Below are 21105 nucleotides of genomic sequence, written 5' to 3' on the forward strand. Positions count from 1 at the left end.
ATTCGATACTTTTTTGCTGTTCTAAGCTCAAAAGATGTCGGAAAAGTTAACTTGTTTAGCCTTCACAACAACCTTATTTTCAGCCCCGCAACCGACACTGATCGCAAATCGGTATGTTTGATCAATCCTGCCTAAATAACATTGCCAATTGGATGCGGTGACATATTGCTTTGTGTCGGTTTCACACAGCAAACTCAGTGGAATGTTATCAGACAATAACAACTCCTTGTTTAGTAACTTATAAGTACTTGACGTCATATGCGCATCTGGCACTTTATGAGTAACTGACAATGGTTCATGTGAAACTGGCAAAGGACAAAATTGTAGGTTCTTGAGGTCAAATGCAAACGATTTAAGTGATAATGCCAAGCCTAGGCCTTTGGCTTTTATGTAAGATTCTTTTAAAGACCATAAATCAAAGAAGCGCTCTCTCTGCTGATTTTCCGGTAACGCCAATAACGCAGATTCTTCTGGGGATGAGAAGTAGTGATGTAAAATGGCATGAATGTTAGTACTGTTTCGGCGTCGTTCTATATCAACGCCAAAATCAACACCAAACTCTTCTGCAATCACTGAGTCTGCACTCTTAAAGGCAATAGTATTAGAATCAATCGCATTTTGGATCACGCCAATCAACAGCCACTCACCGCTATGGCTGACATTAAACTGAATTCCCGTTTGCTTATATTGCGCAGCTGATAACCTTGGTTTCCCCTTCTCACCATATTCAAATTGCCACTGCTGTGGCGTAATATCTGCAAATTTGGACAACACTGCACGTAAATATCCACGTACCATCAAACCTTGTTCCCTGGCTGATTGTTGAATAAAGCGATCGACTTTAATCAGTTCATTTTCAGGCAGCCATGAACGCACGATAGATGCACTACAATCATCGAGTAAATCAGTATTAAGAGAACAATAAAACAGTTGAATGGTGGTAGAAGACTGCAAATTAAGCTCACACAGAGTAACAATAGCGTATTGTCGCTTTTTTTAGGGGCTTGTTTCAACTAGCAGCCTATCTGTTTGTTGCAATAAAAAAGAGCTAAGCCAAGCTTAACCCTTTTATTTTTCGGTCAATAGGTATTGCAAGAGTTACTCAAGCAATTAACCTGCTAATGCTTGAATAGATTTACGCTTATATCAAAAAGTACTTTTATCAAAGAGTACTTTTATCAAAGAAAGCTTATATCAAAGAGAGCTTTTATCAACTAACGCGTTAATTGACTTATAAGCTAACTAACCACAGCCTTGAGCTCTTTTTGTGGCAATACATCGTAACGACTGAATTGCATCGAGAACTGACCATCTCCTCCGGTCATCGATTTTAGCCGAGTAGAATAGTTACTCACATTGGCTAGCGGCGCTTCTACATTAACTTCCACTAAACCTTTACTGTTAGCCTGTGTGCCACACACAATACCGCGGGCAGAACTAATGTCACCGGTGATCTCACCGACATGGGTTTGCGCTACTTGAATATTCATATCAACTATCGGCTCTAACATTACAGGTTGCGCTAATTTCACTGCCTCCATAAAAGCTCTTTTACCTGCCATAACAAAGGCTATTTCTTTTGAGTCAACGCTGTGATGCTTGCCATCAAGCACGGTCACTTTGATATCTTGCAGCGGGTATCCTCCTAACTCTCCGACGAGCATGGCTTCACGAACGCCCTTCTCAACTGCTGGAATATACTGACTAGGCACCGAGCCACCCACGACTTTAGAGACAAACTCAAAACCTTGCCCACGAGCAAGAGGCTCAACTTTTAACTCAACCTCACCAAACTGGCCTGAACCACCAGATTGCTTTTTATGGCGATAACGAAATTCAGCCTCGCCCATAATGGTTTCCCGATACGCAATGGCAGGAATGTCGGTTTCCATATCAACATTAAATAGATTCTGCGCTTTTTCCAATGCAATTTGCAGATGTAAATCCCCTTGTCCTTGCAATACTGTTTGGCCTTCAGCTTCATTGCGACTGATTTGCAAGCTAGGATCTTCTGCCACTAACTTATGTAACACTTCCGATATTTTTTGCTCATCACCGCGGCGTTTTGCAGATACCGCTAAGCCAAAAATAGGCTGCGGGAATTTGAGCTCCGGTAAATGGAATTCATCTTCATCATGACTGTCATGCAGCACTGCGCCTACTGTCAATTCTTCCAATTTAGCGATGGCGCAGATATCTCCTGGTAACGCTTGGTTCACATTGATTTGTTTGTCACCTTGCAACTTCATTAAATGAGACACTTTAAACGGCTTACGACCGCTACCAATAAACAATTTCATTCCCACAGAAATCGTACCTTGATACAAGCGGAAAACCCCCATACGTCCAAAAAACGGATCTATCGCCACCCTAAATACATGAGCTAAAACATGGTCTGAGGCTTTTTGTGTGACATTAACTGGCTTAGTATCATCACCAAACCCTTTAATAAACTGTGGTGGATTAGCTTCAAGCGGGCTAGGCATTAATTTAATCAGCATTTCTAATAACGAGCCAATACCAATATCTTGCTCAGCACTGGTAAAACAAACTGGCACTAGGTGCCCCATTCTTAATGCTGTTTCTAATGGTGCATGTAATTGCTCAGGGCTTAGTGATTCCCCCTGCTCGAGATAAAGCTCCATTAAGGCTTCATCTTCTTCTAATACGGTATCGACTAGCTCATCTCTGGCTTGGGTAGGGCGACTGAATAGCGTCGATGTGGTTTCATCACAATGTAAATAACAATCAACGACTGAATCCACAACGCCATCAGCATTGGTATGAGGTAAATTAACCGGCAAACAGCGATGACCAAATTGATGCTGAATATCCATCATCACTTCTGACACGTTTGTTTCATTGCCATCCATATGATTAATCGCAATGATCACCGCTTTACCTTGACGGCGCGCAGCTTCAAAAGCGCGTTTAGTGACAGATTCAATGCCGACACCGGCATTGACGACCAATAACACCGACTCAACGCCGGGGAAGGGTAATAGTGCACGACCAAAAAAGTCAGGTAATCCAGGAGTATCGATAAAATTGATGTGATGCGATTGATAATCAAGATTTAAAAAGGAAGGTTCTAAACTGTGGCGGTGGGATTTTTCTTGGGCAGTGAAATCAGCATGATTTGTACCCTTATCGACCCTGCCTTTTAAAGTGATTGCATCAGCGCTAAAGAGTAATGCCTCAAGTAATGAGGACTTCCCTGCGCCAGTGTGTCCGAGCACTGCCAGATTGCGGATTTGCTCAGTGGTAAACTCAGCCATGATGGCCTCCTTTGTTCACATTATTAAACTATCCATATTTTGTCTTTGTATGTTTACAGCTGCCTATTATTTGCACTCAAACCAGTATACGACTGAAAGAAAGTGAATAAATTGACCTAGATCAGTCTTTACACCGACCCCATTTTTCATAACAAAATCACCCATTCAGCTTACAAGTGTTAGCTAGTTCTGGTCGTATCAGTGATTAATTAGTTTCGGGTGATTGTATCGACCTGAAACCTCAGGTACTCTGCATGCTCGTTTATGCTAAAACACTAATAATGAAGATGAACAAACGTTAATCTTCATTATGATTTTAAGAGTCCCAATAGATTGTACGGAGTATTCATTCTGCTATGGCCGTCCTTAAATGACAGCAAACCGACAAGCTAAATCTGCCATGAAAAAACCTGGCAAAAAAGTATCTTCCGATTGTGATGCGGCAAACACACCTGTGCGCCATCGCAATGCAACAACGACACCTGAAATGCGTCAATTCATTCAGACTTCCGAGTTTACTGTCAGCCAGTTAGCTAAAATTCTTAATATTACTGAAGCAACAGTCAGAAAATGGCGCAAGCGAGACTCAATAAGTGATACACCTAATACCCCACATCATTTAAAAACCACCCTTTCACCAATGGAAGAGTATGTGGTTGTCGGGTTGCGCTATCAATTGAAAATGCCCTTAGATAGGCTGCTAAAAGTCACCCAACAGTTCATCAATGAAAACGTATCTCGCTCTGGTTTAGCCCGTTGTCTTAAACGTTACGGTGTATCCAAACTCGATGAGTTTGAAAGCCCTTTTGTACCTGAACGATATTTTAATCAGTTGCCCATTGTTCAGGGTACAGATGTAGCGACTTATACCTTAAACCCTGAAACTCTGGCTAACACCCTTGCTCTACCAGAGGCTACGCCCGATAACGTGGTACAAGTGGTTTCATTAACCATTCCACCGCAACTGACACAAGCAGACAGTTATTCAATTTTACTCGGTGTCGATTTTGCAACCGACTGGGTTTATCTCGACATCTATCAAGACAACCACACACAAGCGACCAATCGATATATCGCTTATGTGTTAAAGCACGGACCGTTTCATCTACGTAAGTTACTCGTCAAAAATTACCATACATTTTTAGCTCGTTTTCCTGGTGCAACTGCAGCAGAAAACGCGCCTCAAAATAATAAATCAGCTAAGGATAAGCTGAGTACTGGAGACTCAAAATGAGCCAAACCCCTACTAATCCTGAGACGCCCTCTCAAGAAAACAGTCAATCTCAAGATTCGAGATTAAATAAGCGCCTTAAAGACATGCCAATTGCCATTGTTGGCATGGCAAGTATTTTTGCAAATTCGCGTTACCTGAATAAATTTTGGGATTTAATCAGTGAAAAAATTGATGCGATTACCGAAGTGCCTGAGTCGCACTGGCGTCCTGAAGATTACTTTGATGCTGATAAATCAACGCCAGATAAAAGCTACTGTAAACGTGGTGGCTTTATTCCAGAAGTGGACTTTAATCCAATGGAGTTTGGCCTGCCGCCAAATATCTTAGAACTAACTGATACTTCACAGCTGCTTTCGCTAGTCATTGCCAAAGAAGTGCTTGCAGATGCGGGTGTTACCTCTGAGTACGACACTGACAAAATCGGTATTACGCTGGGTGTGGGTGGCGGTCAAAAGATCAATGCAAGCTTAACGGCGCGCCTGCAATACCCAGTGCTTAAAAAGGTATTCAAAAGTAGCGGCCTAAGTGATGCTGACAGCGATATGCTGATCAAAAAATTCCAAGACCAATACATTCACTGGGAAGAAAACTCATTCCCAGGCTCACTAGGTAATGTTATTGCAGGTCGTATTGCTAACCGCTTCGATTTAGGCGGCATGAACTGTGTGGTTGACGCTGCATGTGCAGGCTCACTTGCCGCAATGCGTATGGCATTAACTGAGCTGGTTGAAGGCCGCAGTGAAATGATGATCACTGGTGGTGTTTGTACCGATAACTCACCTTCAATGTACATGAGCTTTTCAAAAACCCCAGCGTTCACGACCAATGAAACGATTCAACCATTTGATATCGATTCAAAAGGCATGATGATTGGTGAAGGTATCGGCATGGTTGCACTTAAGCGCCTTGAAGATGCAGAACGTGATGGTGACCGTATTTACTCAGTCATTAAAGGTGTTGGCGCTTCATCAGACGGTAAGTTCAAGAGTATTTATGCTCCGCGCCCTGAAGGCCAAGCAAAAGCACTAAAACGTGCTTATGATGATGCAGGTTTTGCCCCTGAAACTGTTGGCTTAATTGAAGCGCACGGCACAGGCACTGCAGCAGGTGATGTAGCGGAATTCAATGGTCTTAAATCAGTATTTGGTGAAAATGACCCGACCAAACAGCACATTGCGTTAGGTTCGGTTAAATCACAAGTGGGACACACTAAATCTACCGCTGGTACTGCTGGCGTGATTAAAGCCGCCCTTGCACTGCACCACAAAGTGCTACCGCCAACCATTAACGTCTCAAAGCCAAACCCTAAACTAAACGTTGAAGATTCGCCGTTTTTCGTTAACACCGAAACCCGTCCTTGGATGCCTCGCCCTGACGGCACACCACGTCGTGCTGGTATCAGCTCATTTGGTTTTGGTGGCACTAACTTCCACTTAGTCTTGGAAGAATATAGTCCAGAACACAGCCGTGATGACAAATACCGTCAACGCCAAGTGGCTCAAAACTTATTAATTAGTGCTGATAACAAAGCAGCCTTAATTGCAGAAGTGAATAAGTTAACCGCTGAAATCAGCGCACTTAAAGGTACTGACAATAGCAGTATTGAGCAAGCAGAGCTCACGCGCATTGCCAAGCAATATGCAGTGACTAAAATTGAAGATTCCGCTGCCCGCTTAGGTCTTGTGGTATCAAGCCTTACCGAGCTAACCACTCAGCTTGGTTTAGCGTTAAAGCAACTTAATAACGATTCAGAAGCATGGCAATTGCCATCGGGTACCAGTTACCGCTCATCAGCACTCATCACTGTGACAACTAAGGGTAAAAAAGCAACTAGCGAACCAAAAGTCGCAGCGTTATTTGCCGGCCAAGGCTCGCAATACGTCAACATGGGTATTGAAGTCGCTTGTCATTTCCCTGAAATGCGTCAGCAACTGATCAAAGCCGATAAAGTGTTTGCAAGCTTTGACAAAACACCACTGTCACAAGTGATGTTCCCTATTCCTGCTTTTGAAAAAGCAGATAAAGATGCACAAGTGGCATTACTCACCAGCACCGACAACGCGCAAAGTGCTATTGGCGTAGTCAGCATGAGTCAGTATCAGTTACTGAGTCACGCAGGCTTTAGCGCGGATATGTTTGCAGGTCATAGTTTTGGTGAGCTTTCAGCATTATGTGCCGCTGGGGTAATTTCAAATGATGATTACTATCAGCTTTCATATGCTCGCGGCGCAGCTATGGCTTCATCGGCTATAGATAAAGACGGTAATGAATTAGATAAAGGCACCATGTACGCCATTATCTTGCCAGCTAATGATGCTGATGCAGCAAACAGCGATAACATCGCTAAGTTAGAAACCTGTATTGCTGAATTTGACGGTGTAAAAGTCGCTAATTACAACTCTGCGACTCAGCTTGTTATCGCAGGCCCTACAGAGTCTTGTGCACAAGCAGCTAAAGCCATTAGCGCATTAGGCTTTAAAGCCATTGCACTGCCTGTCTCTGGCGCATTCCATACGCCACTTGTAGGACATGCACAAAAGCCATTCGCTAAAGCCATCGATAAAGCCAAGTTTACTGCCAGCAAAGTTGAATTATTCTCAAATGCCAGCGGTGAAAAACATCCAACGGATGCTAAGTCGATTAAAGCGGCATTTAAACAGCACATGCTACAGTCGGTTCGCTTTACTGATCAGTTAAACAGCATGTATGACGCTGGAGCGCGTGTATTTGTTGAATTCGGGCCTAAAAATATCTTGCAGAAACTGGTTGAAGCCACGCTAGGTAACAAAGCAGAAAGCGTATCAGTGATTAGCATCAACCCCAATCCGAAAGGTAACAGCGATCTGCAGTTACGTATTGCGGCTATGCAACTTAACGTTCTTGGCGCACCGCTAACGGAGGTTGATCCTTATCAAGCAGAAATCGCCGCCCCTGCAGTGCCGAAAGGCATGAACGTCAAGCTAACAGCTTCAAACCATATCAGTGCACCAACCCGCGCTAAAATGGAAAAATCATTAACCACTGGCAAAGTCACTTCACAAATTGTTGAAACTGTTGTCGAAAAAGTGGTTGAAGTACCGGTTGAAAAAGTAGTAGAGAAAATCGTGGAAAAAGAAGTCATTAAAACAGAATACGTTGAAGTTGCCGCATCAGGTTCAACTGCAGTGTCTAACGCTGCTGCTCAAGCGCCTCAAAAAATAGCACCTCAAGCTCCAGCACAAAGTGCTCCAGCTTCAGGCAGCTTAGAAGCGTTCTTCAATGCACAACAGCAAGCAGCTGATTTACATCAGCAGTTCTTAGCCATTCCACAGCAATATGGTGACACCTTTACTCATCTAATGGCCGAGCAAAGTAAAATGGCTGCTGCAGGACATGCTATTCCTGAGAGCCTACAACGCTCAATGGAGCTATTCCACCAGCATCAAGCTCAAACACTACAAAGTCATACTTTGTTCCTTGAGCAACAAGCACAGTCAAGCCAAAACGCATTAAGCATGCTGACTGGTCAAGCACCAGTAGCGACAGCGCCTGTTGTTGCAGTTCCTGTTATCAATACTCCTAGAGTTAATGCGCCTATCGCTGCAACTCCAGTGATTACTGCGCCAGCACCAGTCGTTGAAGCTGTAAAAGTAGCCGCTCCAGTACAAGCGCCTGTTTCCAAACCTGCCGCTATGGCTGCTCCAGCGCCACGTATTGAACCAGTAAAAGCACCTGCCCCAATTACAGCTCCTGTCGTTGCGCCGGTAGTTGCAGCAGCGCCTGCAGGTTTAAACGCAAAAACAGTGCTGAACACTATGCTCGAAGTCGTTGCAGAAAAGACCGGTTACCCGACTGAAATGCTTGAATTAAGCATGGATATGGAAGCAGACCTTGGTATCGATTCAATCAAGCGTGTTGAAATTCTAGGAACCGTTCAAGACGAACTACCAACGCTACCAGAGTTAAGCCCTGAGGATTTAGCTGAATGTCGTACACTTGGCGAAATCGTTGATTATATGAACAGTAAGCTACCCGCTGAAGGGACTCAAATAGCAGCTCAAACTGCTGTTGCAGCACCAGCATCAGGTCTTAGCGCAGAAACTGTGCTTAATACAATGCTTGAAGTCGTAGCTGAAAAAACCGGTTACCCAACTGAAATGCTTGAACTGAGCATGGATATGGAAGCAGACCTTGGTATTGATTCAATCAAACGTGTTGAAATTTTAGGTACAGTTCAAGACGAACTACCAACACTGCCAGAATTGAGCCCTGAAGATTTAGCTGAGTGTCGTACCCTTGGCGAAATCGTTTCTTATATGAACTCTAAGCTACCAGCTGAAGACTCTAAACTTCCTACAAGTGCCGCTGAAGCCTCTCAGCTACCAACTGCTGGTTCTGCTCCAGTAGGTTTAAGCGCTGAACAAGTTCAAAGCACCATGATGACTGTGGTTGCTGAAAAGACGGGTTACCCAACTGAAATGCTTGAACTGAGCATGGATATGGAAGCGGATTTAGGTATTGATTCAATCAAGCGTGTTGAAATTTTAGGTACCGTTCAAGATGAACTGCCAACACTGCCAGAATTGAGCCCTGAAGATTTAGCTGAGTGTCGTACCTTAGGCGAAATCGTTTCTTATATGAACTCTAAGCTGCCAGCTGAAGGCTCTAAACTTCCTACAAGTGCCGCTGAAGGCTCTCAGCTACAAACTGCTGGTTCTGCTCCAGTAGGTTTAAGCGCTGAACAAGTTCAAAACACCATGATGACTGTGGTTGCTGAAAAGACGGGTTACCCAACTGAAATGCTTGAGTTGAGCATGGATATGGAAGCGGATTTAGGTATCGACTCAATCAAACGTGTTGAGATTCTAGGTACCGTTCAAGACGAATTACCTACGCTACCAGAGTTAAGCCCTGAAGATTTAGCTGAATGTCGTACCCTTGGTGAGATCGTCAGCTACATGAACAGCAAACTTCTTCCGACAAGTGCAGCCGCAGGCGCTAATACACAGGCCGCAGCAGGCGCTTCTCAAGTAGCAGCGCCAGCAGTTAGTGGTTTATCAGCTGAGACAGCCCTGAGCGCGCAAGAAGTTCAAAACACCATGATGACTGTGGTTGCAGAAAAGACCGGTTACCCAACTGAAATGCTTGAGTTAAGCATGGATATGGAAGCGGATTTAGGCATCGACTCAATCAAACGTGTTGAGATTTTAGGTACTGTTCAAGACGAGCTACCAGGCTTGCCAGAGCTTAACCCTGAAGATTTAGCTGAGTGTCGTACACTTGGTGAAATCGTCAGCTACATGAACAGCAAGCTTCTTCCTACAAGTGCAGCCGCAGGCGCTAATACACAGGCAGCTCCAGCAGTTAGTGGTTTATCAGTTGAGACAGCCCTGAGCGCCCCGTCAGGTTTATCTGCAGAGCAAGTTCAAAGCACTATGATGTCTGTGGTTGCTGAAAAGACCGGCTACCCAACGGAAATGCTTGAGCTAAGCATGGATATGGAAGCGGATTTAGGCATCGACTCAATCAAGCGAGTTGAAATCTTAGGTACTGTTCAAGACGAACTACCAGGCTTACCAGACCTAAACCCTGAAGATTTAGCAGAATGTCGCACTTTAGGCGAAATCGTTAGCTACATGAACAGCAAACTAACGACAAGCAGTGTTGTGAACACTGCAGCATCAACGGCAGCTGCACCAACAGCCACAGCAGATTTAGCAAACGACTTACCTCCTCATCAGGAAGTCGCACTAAAAAAGCTACCAGCGGCGGATAAGTTAGTTGACTGTTTTTCAAAAGACGCATGTATCGTTATCAATGATGACGGTCATAACGCAGGTGTTTTAGCTGAAAAATTAGTAGCAACAGGCCTAACCGTCGCCGTTATTCGTAGCCCTGAATCTGTGACATCTGCGCAATCACCGCTAAGTAGCGATATTGCCAGCTTCACTTTATCAGCGGTTAATGATGATGCAATTAGCGATGTAATAGCTCAAATCAGTAAGCAACATAAGATTGCAGGTTTTGTTCACCTGCAGCCTCAACTCGCAACATCAGGCAACTTACCATTAAGTGATGCTGGATTTATCGCAGTTGAGCAAGCTTTCTTGATGGCAAAACATCTACAAAGTCGTTTTAGCGAATTAGCACAATCACAACGCGTAAGCTTTATGACAGTGAGCCGTATTGATGGTGGTTTTGGTTATTTAAATACCACTGAACTGGCAAAAGCTGAGCTTAACCAGGCTGCTTTATCTGGTCTCACCAAAACCCTCGGCCATGAGTGGCCAAACGTGTTTTGTCGAGCATTAGATATTGCACCAAGTTTTGAAGCTGTTGAGCTTGCTCAAGCAGTGATTGCAGAGCTTTATGATGTTGAAACAAGCATTGCAGAAGTCGGTGTTAGCGACCAAGGTCGTCATACACTCACAGCAACAACAGCGGCGCAAACTCGCTACCAAACAACATCGCTCAATAGTAGTGACACAGTGCTTGTTACTGGCGGCGCAAAAGGCGTGACATTTGAATGCGCCCTAACCCTTGCTAAGCAAACTCAATCACACTTTATTCTTGCAGGTCGTAGTGAACATTTGGCAGCAAACTTGCCGACTTGGGCACAAAACAAGCAAGCATCTGAGCTGAAAGCTGCGGCAATTAAGTTTATTCAATCACAAGGTGACAAACCAACGCCTAAGCAAATTGATGCCTTAGTTTGGCCGATAACCAGCAGTTTGGAAATTGATCGTTCACTCGCAGCCTTTAAAGCCGTTGGCGCAAGTGCTGAATACATCAGTATGGATGTCAGTTCAGATGCAGCGATTAAACAGTCATTAGCAGGTCTTAAGCCGATTACTGGCATCATTCATGGTGCTGGCGTACTTGCCGATAAACACATTCAAGACAAAACCTTAGCCGAGTTAGGCCGCGTTTATGGCACTAAAGTGTCGGGTTTTGCCGGAATCATCAATGCGATTGATGCAAGCAAATTGAAGCTAGTTGCTATGTTCTCATCTGCAGCGGGTTTCTATGGCAATACGGGTCAAAGTGATTACTCAATGTCGAATGAGATCCTTAACAAGACAGCACTACAACTTGCAGTGAACTACCCGCAAGCAAAAGTGATGAGCTTTAACTGGGGACCTTGGGACGGCGGTATGGTCAGTTCAGCCTTAAAGAAAATGTTTGTTGAACGCGGCGTATACGTGATTCCACTCGATAAAGGCGCAAACTTGTTTGCTCACAGTCTATTGTCTGAGTCTGGCGTACAGCTATTAATCGGTTCAAGTATGCAAGGTTCGGCATCAACTGAAGGCGCTGCTGTAAAAAAGCTTAATGCGGACTCTTCGCATAATGCCGAGGGTTCGCTGATTCTTTCTTTAAATAATGCTGCAAGTCACCGTGTTGTGAGTAACACGGTGAGTGTTGAACGAGTACTAAATCCTGTTGCAATGCCTTTCATTGAAGATCATTGCATCGCGGGTAATCCGGTACTACCAACAGTGTGCGCCATACAATGGATGCGTGAAACTGCGCAGCAATTGTGTGGCCTGCCTGTATTGGTTCAAGATTATAAGCTGCTAAAAGGCATTATTTTCGAGACTAAAGAGCCACAAGTATTAACGCTGAAACTGACGCAAACTGAATCAGGCTTAACAGCACTGATTGCTAGTCGCATGCAAAGTGATGATGTGGATAGTTTGCTTAGACCTCAGTATCAAGCCAGCCTCCTTGTTAATGAGAAAGTTGTTAATGATAAGCTCGCAAATGACGCTGTTTCAGACACGCTACCAACAGTAGCAAAAGACGCCCAGCAGTTAGCTGATTCAGGCAAAGTCATCAGCACAGATAGCGAGCTATATAGCAACGGCAGCTTATTCCACGGCCCTCGCCTACAAGGAATAAAACAGCTGTTAATTGCCGACGATAAGCAGTTAGTTTGTTCGGTTGAATTACCACAAATTGATGCCAATGATTGTGCAAGCTTTACACCGCAAACAGGTTTAGGTGGTAGTCAGGCTTTCGCTGAAGATTTGCTACTGCAAGCCATGTTAGTGTGGGCGCGTATCAAGCATGATGCAGCCAGCTTACCGTCAACTATTGGTGAGTTAACCACTTATGCACCGTTTGCATCAGGTGACAGTGGCTACTTAGTGCTGAATGTGGTTAAAAGTACCAGTCGCTCATTAACGGCTGACATTGCTTTATATCATCAAGATGGCCGTCTAAGTTGTACGATGACAAACGCTAAAACGACAATCAGCAAAAGCTTAAATGAGGCTTTTTTAGCCCCAGCTAAAGCATTAGCTGATTTGCAGGAGTCTGTGTGAGTAATCAAACTCTTTCTGCACAAAAAGTACAGTCTACAACATCAGCAAGTGCGGCTAACATGCGCATCGCGTTAAAGTTAGTGGCGAATGAGTCTTTCTCATTCGCCGCGCAAGCTGAAATGAACAGCTCTGCTTTTGCTGCCATCAAGTCATGTTCTTTAGCTGACAGTATTGGTTTGTCAGCTATCGTGCTTGAAATTGATGTCTCATCGTTAGACGACACATCAGCCCCCGCAAACCAAGCTATCAGTTTTAGTGACTATTTAGCCCAAGCAATTGTTCATATAGAACAACAGCAAAGTGTGCTACTCAGCCACCCTGCTATGCCTTATCGTTTATTAATGATGCCAGCTATTGTTGCTGCTAAGCATCGCTGCCACCCCCATGCTTATTTAACAGGTATGGGCGATGATAGTAATGCAAAAACAGCAACCTCTAAGGCATTATCTCAAGCGAAACGCGCTCATATCAGCCCAATCCAAGTGGATGCGACTCATTGCAACAGCTATAAAGATAAGTTTGCTGAATTGATAACGCTGGTTGGCAACATTGCAGCGCGAAGCATGCCTGAAACGCCTGCTAACCTCACTGCAGACAGTTCAAAATACTGGTTCAGCGAAATGCATCAAAGCCGCGTGGCTTGCTTCAATATCACTGAAGGCGCTCATCATCATGCAGCTGTGTTAGTTCAAGGAACTGAGCTTGCCCAGGCAAAATCCATGCTGGATGAAAAGCGGATATTTATCCCTTTATCTGCAGATAATTTGCAAGCGTTCAAATTGCAATTAACAGACTTACACGCCCAACTTGATAGCATGAAATCGCAGTCAGATAACATCATGACTTTAATGCTCACTCAGCTTGAAAAGTTTGCTAACAATAACGCGTTATCGGCCGTGATCATGGCGAACTCGGCAGCTGCAGCTTTTACTGAAGCCGAAGCCATGCTATTGGCTGTTGAAACAGCATTAAATAACAACACAACAGAACTCGATTACAAAACGCCGTCTGGGAGCTGTTTACATACTTCATCCCTACAAAAAGATGCGCATAGTGGCGTCTGTTTTGTCTACCCCGGTGTAGGTACTGTTTACCCACAAATGTTTGCTCAATTACCCAGTTACTTTCCAACGCTGTTTTCACAATTAGAACGTGAAGGCGACGTCAAAGCCATGCTGCAAGCAGAAAGCATTTACGCTGAAAATGCCAAAGTATCAGATATGAGCCTAGATAAACTGGCCATTGCTGGTGTCGGTGTGAGTTATATTTTAACTAAGATATTAACCCAGCACTTTGCTATAAAACCAAATTTTGCCATGGGTTACTCTATGGGTGAAGCGTCGATGTGGGCCAGTCTTGATGTGTGGAAAACACCGCACAATATGATTGAAGCGACTCAAACCAATAGCATTTTCACCACCGACATTTCAGGTCGATTAGATTGCGTGCGTCAAGCATGGCAATTGAATCATGATGAAGATATTGTCTGGAATAGTTTTGTGGTTCGCGCTGAGCCAAGCATCATAGAAGCGGCATTAAGTGACTACCCTCGTGCTTATCTCGCCATCGTTCAAGGCGACACCTGCGTACTTGCTGGTTGTGAGCAAAGCTGTAAAGCGCTACTTAAGCAAATAGGTAAACGTGGGATTGCTGCGAATCGTGTTACTGCGATGCACACCCAACCTGCGATGCTAATACGCGACAATGTGCAAACATTTTATCAGCAACCGCTTCATGATCAGACAGTACTTGATGCACAAGCGGCGCAAATACAATTTATGAGCGCTGCCAGCACTATACCTGTTAGCGTCACCAGCGAAGCAATTGCAGACTCTATTGCTGATACATTCTGCCACCCGCTGAATTTTACGGAATTAGTAAACAATACACGTAAACAAGGCGCCAGTTTATTCGTTGAAATTGGTGCAGACAGACAAACCAGCACCTTAATCGATAAAATTGCCCGCACCACTGAAGCCCCCAATACAGTAATGAATTCAGCATGCCAAGCCATTGCAACTAATGCTAAAGGCGGCGATGACCTAACAGCGCTACTGAAATGTATTGCTCAACTTGTGGCTCACAACGTGCAGTTATCACTCAATTATTTAACTGATGGTTTAACCAACCTTTTGACTACGCAACTTATGAGTGCACAAAAAAGTCAAACTGCGATGAGTCAATCAAACTCTCAGTTAGCCTCACAATTAGAAGGAGAACAATCTTGAGTTCTCAATCGAATACACAACACGCGAGTTTGCCAAAAATTGCGATTGTCGGTTTAGCAACCCAATATCCTGATGCGGATACACCGGCAAAGTTTTGGCAGAATCTATTAGATAAAAAAGACTCTCGCACAACCATTAGCAGCCAAAAACTCAATGCTAACCCTGCTGATTTTACTGGTGTACAAGGTCAGTCAGACCGCTTTTATTGTGATAAAGGCGGTTATATTCAAAACTTCAGTTTTGATGCTAATGGTTACAAAATCCCAGCGGCGCAATTTGACGGCCTTGATGACAGCTTTTTATGGGCAACAGATACTGCCCGCAACGCATTAAATGATGCTGGCATTGATATTACAAACCCACAAAATGCAGCTAGCTTAAGCCGTACAGGGATTGTAATGGGAACCTTATCGTTCCCAACAGCAAAATCGAATGAGTTGTTTGTCCCGCTGTATCACAGCGCGGTAGAAAAAGCCTTACAGCATAAACTGCAGCAAGCTGATTTTACCCTGCAAGCTTTTGACTCTGAAGGCTTTGCAACGCAGGCGACACCGGCCTCGTTATCTAACGGTGCGATTGCTCATAACGCCTCAAAGTTAGTTGCTGACGCGCTGGGTTTAGGCGCTGCGCAATTAAGCCTAGATGCCGCCTGTGCAAGTTCAGTTTACTCGCTAAAACTTGCCTGTGACTACTTGCATACTGGCAAAGCTGACATGATGTTAGCCGGGGCAGTGTCTGGCGCTGACCCATTCTTTATTAACATGGGTTTCTCCATTTTCCACGCCTACCCTGACCATGGTATTTCAGCGCCTTTTGATAGTAATTCCAAAGGGCTTTTTGCTGGTGAGGGCGCAGGTGTTTTAGTGCTAAAACGTCTTGAAGATGCTGAACGCGATGGCGACCATATCTACGCGTTGGTTAGCGGTATTGGATTATCAAATGACGGTAAAGGTCAATTTGTATTAAGCCCGAATAGCGATGGCCAAGTTAAAGCGTTTGAGCGTGCTTATGCTGACGCAGCAATGCACGATGAAAGTGCTGGCTCTGAGCGTTTTGGACCAGACAAAGTGGAAGTGATTGAGTGTCATGCAACAGGCACACCTTTAGGTGATAAAGTTGAACTGACTTCAATGGAGCGTTTTTTCAGTGACAAGCTCAAAGGGAGCAACACGCCGCTCATTGGCTCTGCTAAGTCTAACTTAGGTCATTTACTGACGGCTGCAGGAATGCCTGGGATCATGAAAATGATCTTTGCTATGCGCCAAGGTATGTTACCGCCAAGTATTAATATTAGCGCGCCGATTGCATCTCCATCGGAGATGTTTGGCCCAGCCACATTACCCAATGATGTATTACCTTGGCCAGACAAAGCAGGCAATAAAGCCCGCCATGCTGGGGTATCGGTTTTTGGTTTTGGTGGCTGTAATGCCCATTTATTAGTTGAGTCTTACTTTGCTAAAAATAATGCTAATAACAGCACTAGCACCCCGTCACATTCAACGACTCATTCAACGACTCATTCAACGACAATCAATGCGCAATTACCTATGCATATTACTGGCATGGCATCGCACTTTGGCTCCCTTAGCACCATTAATGCATTCGCTAATGCTGTTGCAACTCAGCAAAATGCTTTTAGTGCATTACCAGCAAAACGTTGGAAAGGCCTTGATAAACACCCTGAATTATTAAGCCAATTTGGCATTGCAGAAACAGCGCCAATGGGCGCTTATATCGACCAGTTTGATTTCGATTTTTTACGTTTCAAAGTGCCGCCGAATGAAGATGACCGCTTGATTTCTCAGCAGCTGTTATTAATGAAAGTGGCAGATGAAGCGATACATGATGCCAAGCTTGAGCCAGGTAGTAAGGTAGCCGTGCTTGTGGCAATGGAAACTGAACTTGAATTGCATCAATTTCGCGGTCGAGTCAATTTGCATACCCAAATAGCAGCAAGCCTTAAGGCCCATGGCGTAAGCTTATCTGATTCTGAATACCAAGCACTTGAAACCATTGCCATGGACAGCGTGTTAGATGCCGCTAAGCTCAACCAATATACCAGTTTCATTGGTAATATTATGGCGTCGCGTATCTCATCGTTATGGGATTTCAATGGCCCAGCCTTTACGATTTCAGCGGGCGAGCAGTCGGTTAATCGCTGTATTGATGTGGCGCAAAACTTATTCTCGATGGAATCTCGTCAAGAGCCATTAGATGCAGTGATTATTGCAGCGGTTGATTTATCTGGCAGCATTGAAAACATGGTGCTAAAAACGGCCAACCTAGCAAAAGCACGGGCGAAAACAGCTCAGCAACAAACGCTTAATATTGGTGAAGGTGCTGGTGCAATTGTTCTGCAAACCGCCACACCAAAAGCTGTTAATGTCGAGTCGTTAGATTTAATTCATCAAGCCTTAGGCGCAGTAGAATCACCAATCACTGAACATGACACATCAATATTACTGCAAAATAGCTACGGTACAATTAATACGTTAGCCTTTGGTCATAGCGAACAAGTCAGTAGCATCAGCGATAACTTGTTAACCCCTGCTGGGTTAGCGGCTGAGCAGATTAATGCCCTGGAGCTTAACCAAGCACCAGATGCACAGGTATTGCCAAATAATATCAGTGCAGTGCAGCAGTTATCGCAAATGTTTAGCCAATCAAGCCCGAGCCAAGCGCAGCAGTGCATTGGCCATACGTTTGCAGCATCGGGTATTGCCAGCTTATTGCATGGCGTTTTATCACTTAAAACAGATTCAACAAGTCAAAATCTTGTTGTAGCCACAATGAGTGAAAACCAATGTTCGCAACTGCTCGTTAGTCAATCAGCGCAGCAATCAACAGCGCTTAAGACCCGAATAAACACAAATATTGGCCAGCAAACCGCCAAAAAACTGAGCTTAGTGAAACAAGTCAGCTTAGGTGGCCGCGATATTTATCAACATATTGTCGATGCACCTTTACCTGAGTTAGACAGTATTCGCGCTAAAACGGCCAAATTAACGCCAGTAGCTAAAAGCACTCCGTTAACGATGGCCGAGCGTAACCAGTTTATTGCGCCAGCAAATACAAATGCTGTGACAGCTGACACTACTCCCCCAATTTCAATGACAACAGAGACTTCTATGCCGTTTTCTGATCGTTCAACCCAGTTTAACCCTAAACCAAGCCAGTCAGCGCCGAAGCAAGTCGCTTCGCCTCAAACCGCCATCAGCCAAGTGCCACCTGCACACTTAACTGCGTTTGAACAAAATCAATGGTTAGCCCATCAAGCTCAGTTAGTATTTTTGAAGAGCCGTGAGCAAGGTTTAAAAGTGGCAGATGCCCTCTTAAAACAAGAGTTAGCCCATGCGAACGGTCAGCCTTATGTTGCCCAATCGATTGCACAAACTGTTGCACCTATCCAAGCAGCAAATGTGTTAGCTCAGCCAGTAGCAACTGCTCCAGTTTTGCGTCCAGATCATGCTAACGTGCCGCCATACACAGCGCCAGTGCCAGCAGATAAGCCATGTATTTGGAATTATGCTGATTTAGTGGAATATGCAGAAGGCGATATTGCCAAAGTATTTGGCCCAGATTACGCTGTGATTGATAACTACTCTCGCCGTGTACGTCTTCCTACAACAGATTACTTATTGGTATCTCGTGTTACTAAGCTCGATGCCACCATGAATCAATACAAGCCATGTAGCATGACAACGGAATACGACATCCCTGAAGATGCGCCGTATTTAGTTGACGGACAAATTCCATGGGCAGTAGCCGTTGAGTCAGGCCAATGCGATTTAATGCTGATCAGCTACTTAGGCATTGATTTTGAAAACAAAGGTGAGCGCGTTTATCGTCTTCTTGATTGTACGTTAACCTTCTTAGATGACTTACCTCGTGGCGGCGATACCTTACGTTACGATATTAAAATCAACAACTTTGCTAAAAATGGCGACACCTTATTATTCTTCTTCTCTTACGAGTGTTTTGTTGGCGATAAGATGATCCTCAAAATGGATGGCGGTTGTGCCGGCTTCTTTACCGATCAAGAGTTGGATGATGGCAAAGGCGTTATTCGCACTGATGATGAAATCAAAATCCGTGAAACAGCATTAAACAACCCGAACAAACCTCGTTTTGAACCACTACTACATTGCGCGCAAACTGAGTTTGATTATGGACAAATCCATCATCTACTGAATGCCGATATTGGTGGTTGTTTTAGTGGTGAACACCACAACCATCAACAAGCTTCGGGTAAACAAGACTCGTTATGTTTCGCTTCAGAAAAGTTCTTGATGATTGAGCAAGTTGGCAACCTGCAAGTTCATGGCGGCGCTTGGGGCTTAGGCTTTATTGAAGGCCACAAAACCTTAGCACCTGATCATTGGTACTTCCCTTGTCATTTCCAAGGTGACCAAGTGATGGCAGGCTCGCTAATGGCAGAAGGTTGTGGCCAATTACTGCAATTCTTTATGTTGCACATCGGCATGCACACCTTAGTTGAAAACGGTCGCTTCCAACCACTTGAAAATGCGTCGCAAAAAGTACGTTGTCGTGGTCAAGTACTGCCGCAACATGGCGAATTAACGTACCGCATGGAAATCACTGAAATTGGTACTCACCCTCGCCCATTTGCAAAAGCAAACATTGATATTTTACTCAATGGTAAAGCGGTAGTTGATTTCCAAAACCTTGGTGTGATGATTAAAGAAGAAGCCGAATGTACCCGTTTCATCGGCGACACTTCTGAGACAAGTGCTATCATTTCAAGCACAGTCCAAAACAACAATAGCCATAACACGCCTGCATCAGCAAATGCACCGTTAATGGCGCAAGTGCCTGACTTAAGCGCACCGACCAACAAAGGGGTTATCCCACTGCAGCATGTTGAAGCGCCGCTGATCCCTGACTATCCAAACCGCACCCCTGATACGCTGCCGTTCACTGCTTATCACATGTTTGAATTTGCCACAGGCAACATCGAAAACTGTTTTGGCCCTGACTTTAGTATCTACCGCGGCTTTATTCCACCACGTACACCTTGTGGTGACTTACAGTTAACCACTCGTATTATCGATATAGACGGTAAACGTGGTGAACTTAAAAAGCCATCATCATGTATCGCTGAATACGAAGTGCCAACAGATGCATGGTACCTTGCTAAAAACAGCCATGCCTCTGTAATGCCATATTCAGTCCTAATGGAAATCTCACTGCAACCAAACGGCTTTATCTCTGGTTACATGGGCACGACTTTAGGCTTCCCAGGTGAAGAGTTATTCTTCCGTAACCTTGATGGTAGTGGCGAGTTACTCCGCGATGTGGATTTACGCGGTAAAACCATTGTTAACGACTCAAAACTGTTATCTACCGTGATAGCTGGCAGTAACATTATTCAAAGCTTCACCTTTGATTTAAGTGTCGATGGCGAGCCTTTCTACAAAGGCAGCGCGGTATTTGGTTACTTCAAAGGCGATGCACTTAAAAACCAACTGGGTATTGATAATGGCCGCATCACGCAGCCTTGGCATGTTGAAAACAATGTTGCTGCCGATATCACCGTTGATTTACTGGATAAGCAATCTCGTGTATTCCATGCGCCTGCTAATCAGCCACATTACCGTCTAGCCGGTGGTCAGCTTAACTTTATCGACAAAGCTGAAATCGTTGATAAAGGGGGCAAAAATGGTTTAGGTTACTTGTCTGCATCTCGCACCATTGACCCAAGTGATTGGTTCTTCCAGTTCCATTTCCATCAAGATCCTGTGATGCCGGGTTCATTAGGCGTTGAAGCGATTATCGAGTTAATGCAAACTTACGCCATCAGTAAAGACTTAGGTAAAGGTTTCACTAACCCTAAATTTGGTCAGATTTTATCTGACATCAAATGGAAGTACCGTGGCCAAATTAACCCACTGAATAAACAAATGTCGTTAGACGTGCACATCAGTGCAGTTAAAGATGAAAACGGCAAACGCATTATTGTAGGTGACGCAAACCTAAGCAAAGACGGTTTACGTATATATGAAGTTAAAGACATCGCAATCTGTATCGAAGAGGCATAA

Annotated in this window: 6 protein-coding genes; 4 read left to right on the forward strand and 2 right to left on the reverse strand. The window is 44.4% G+C overall.

Features of this window, described 5'->3' with window-relative positions:
* Positions 1–27: 27 nt before the first annotated feature.
* Both AB4153_RS00205 and fusA read right to left on the reverse strand, forming a co-directional pair.
* A complete protein-coding gene (locus AB4153_RS00205; RefSeq protein ID WP_371995916.1) occupies positions 28–954 on the reverse strand; it encodes a 4'-phosphopantetheinyl transferase superfamily protein in 927 nt (308 codons plus the stop codon).
* 284 nt (positions 955–1238) lie between these two features.
* Positions 1239–3278 (reverse strand): elongation factor G, encoded by a 2040-nt coding sequence (gene fusA / locus AB4153_RS00210; protein ID WP_371995917.1) that lies wholly within the window; start codon positions 3276–3278, stop codon positions 1239–1241.
* Positions 3279–3648: 370 nt separating this feature from the next.
* Between fusA and AB4153_RS00215 the strand changes: the two genes are divergently transcribed.
* The 4 genes from AB4153_RS00215 to AB4153_RS00230 are packed head-to-tail and all read left to right on the forward strand — an operon-like array spanning position 3649 to position 21105.
* Positions 3649–4512: a transcriptional regulator gene (locus tag AB4153_RS00215; RefSeq protein WP_371995918.1), complete on the forward strand. Its 864-nt coding sequence runs from the start codon at positions 3649–3651 to the stop codon at positions 4510–4512.
* On the forward strand, positions 4509–12818 hold the full coding sequence (locus tag AB4153_RS00220) for a phosphopantetheine-binding protein (RefSeq protein WP_371995920.1): 8310 nt from the start codon (positions 4509–4511) through the stop codon (positions 12816–12818). The genes AB4153_RS00215 and AB4153_RS00220 overlap by 4 nt, the downstream gene beginning before the upstream one ends.
* Positions 12815–15046 (forward strand): PfaB family protein, encoded by a 2232-nt coding sequence (locus AB4153_RS00225; protein WP_371995922.1) that lies wholly within the window; start codon positions 12815–12817, stop codon positions 15044–15046. The genes AB4153_RS00220 and AB4153_RS00225 overlap by 4 nt, the downstream gene beginning before the upstream one ends.
* On the forward strand, positions 15001–21105 hold the full coding sequence (locus tag AB4153_RS00230) for a beta-ketoacyl synthase N-terminal-like domain-containing protein (protein WP_408019746.1): 6105 nt from the start codon (positions 15001–15003) through the stop codon (positions 21103–21105). Before AB4153_RS00225 ends, AB4153_RS00230 begins: the two co-directional genes overlap by 46 nt.

The organism is Shewanella sp. 10N.286.52.E4, assembly GCF_041468785.1.
GTDB lineage: Bacteria > Pseudomonadota > Gammaproteobacteria > Enterobacterales > Shewanellaceae > Shewanella > Shewanella electrodiphila.

What these genes read in the sequence shown, in the direction of transcription:
- fusA (WP_371995917.1), bottom strand. Translation starts at nt 3,278, where the DNA reads ATGGCTGAGTTTACCACTGAGCAAATCCGCAATCTGGCAGTGCTCGGA.
- AB4153_RS00215 (WP_371995918.1), top strand. Translation starts at nt 3,649, where the DNA reads ATGACAGCAAACCGACAAGCTAAATCTGCCATGAAAAAACCTGGCAAA.
- AB4153_RS00220 (WP_371995920.1), top strand. Translation starts at nt 4,509, where the DNA reads ATGAGCCAAACCCCTACTAATCCTGAGACGCCCTCTCAAGAAAACAGT.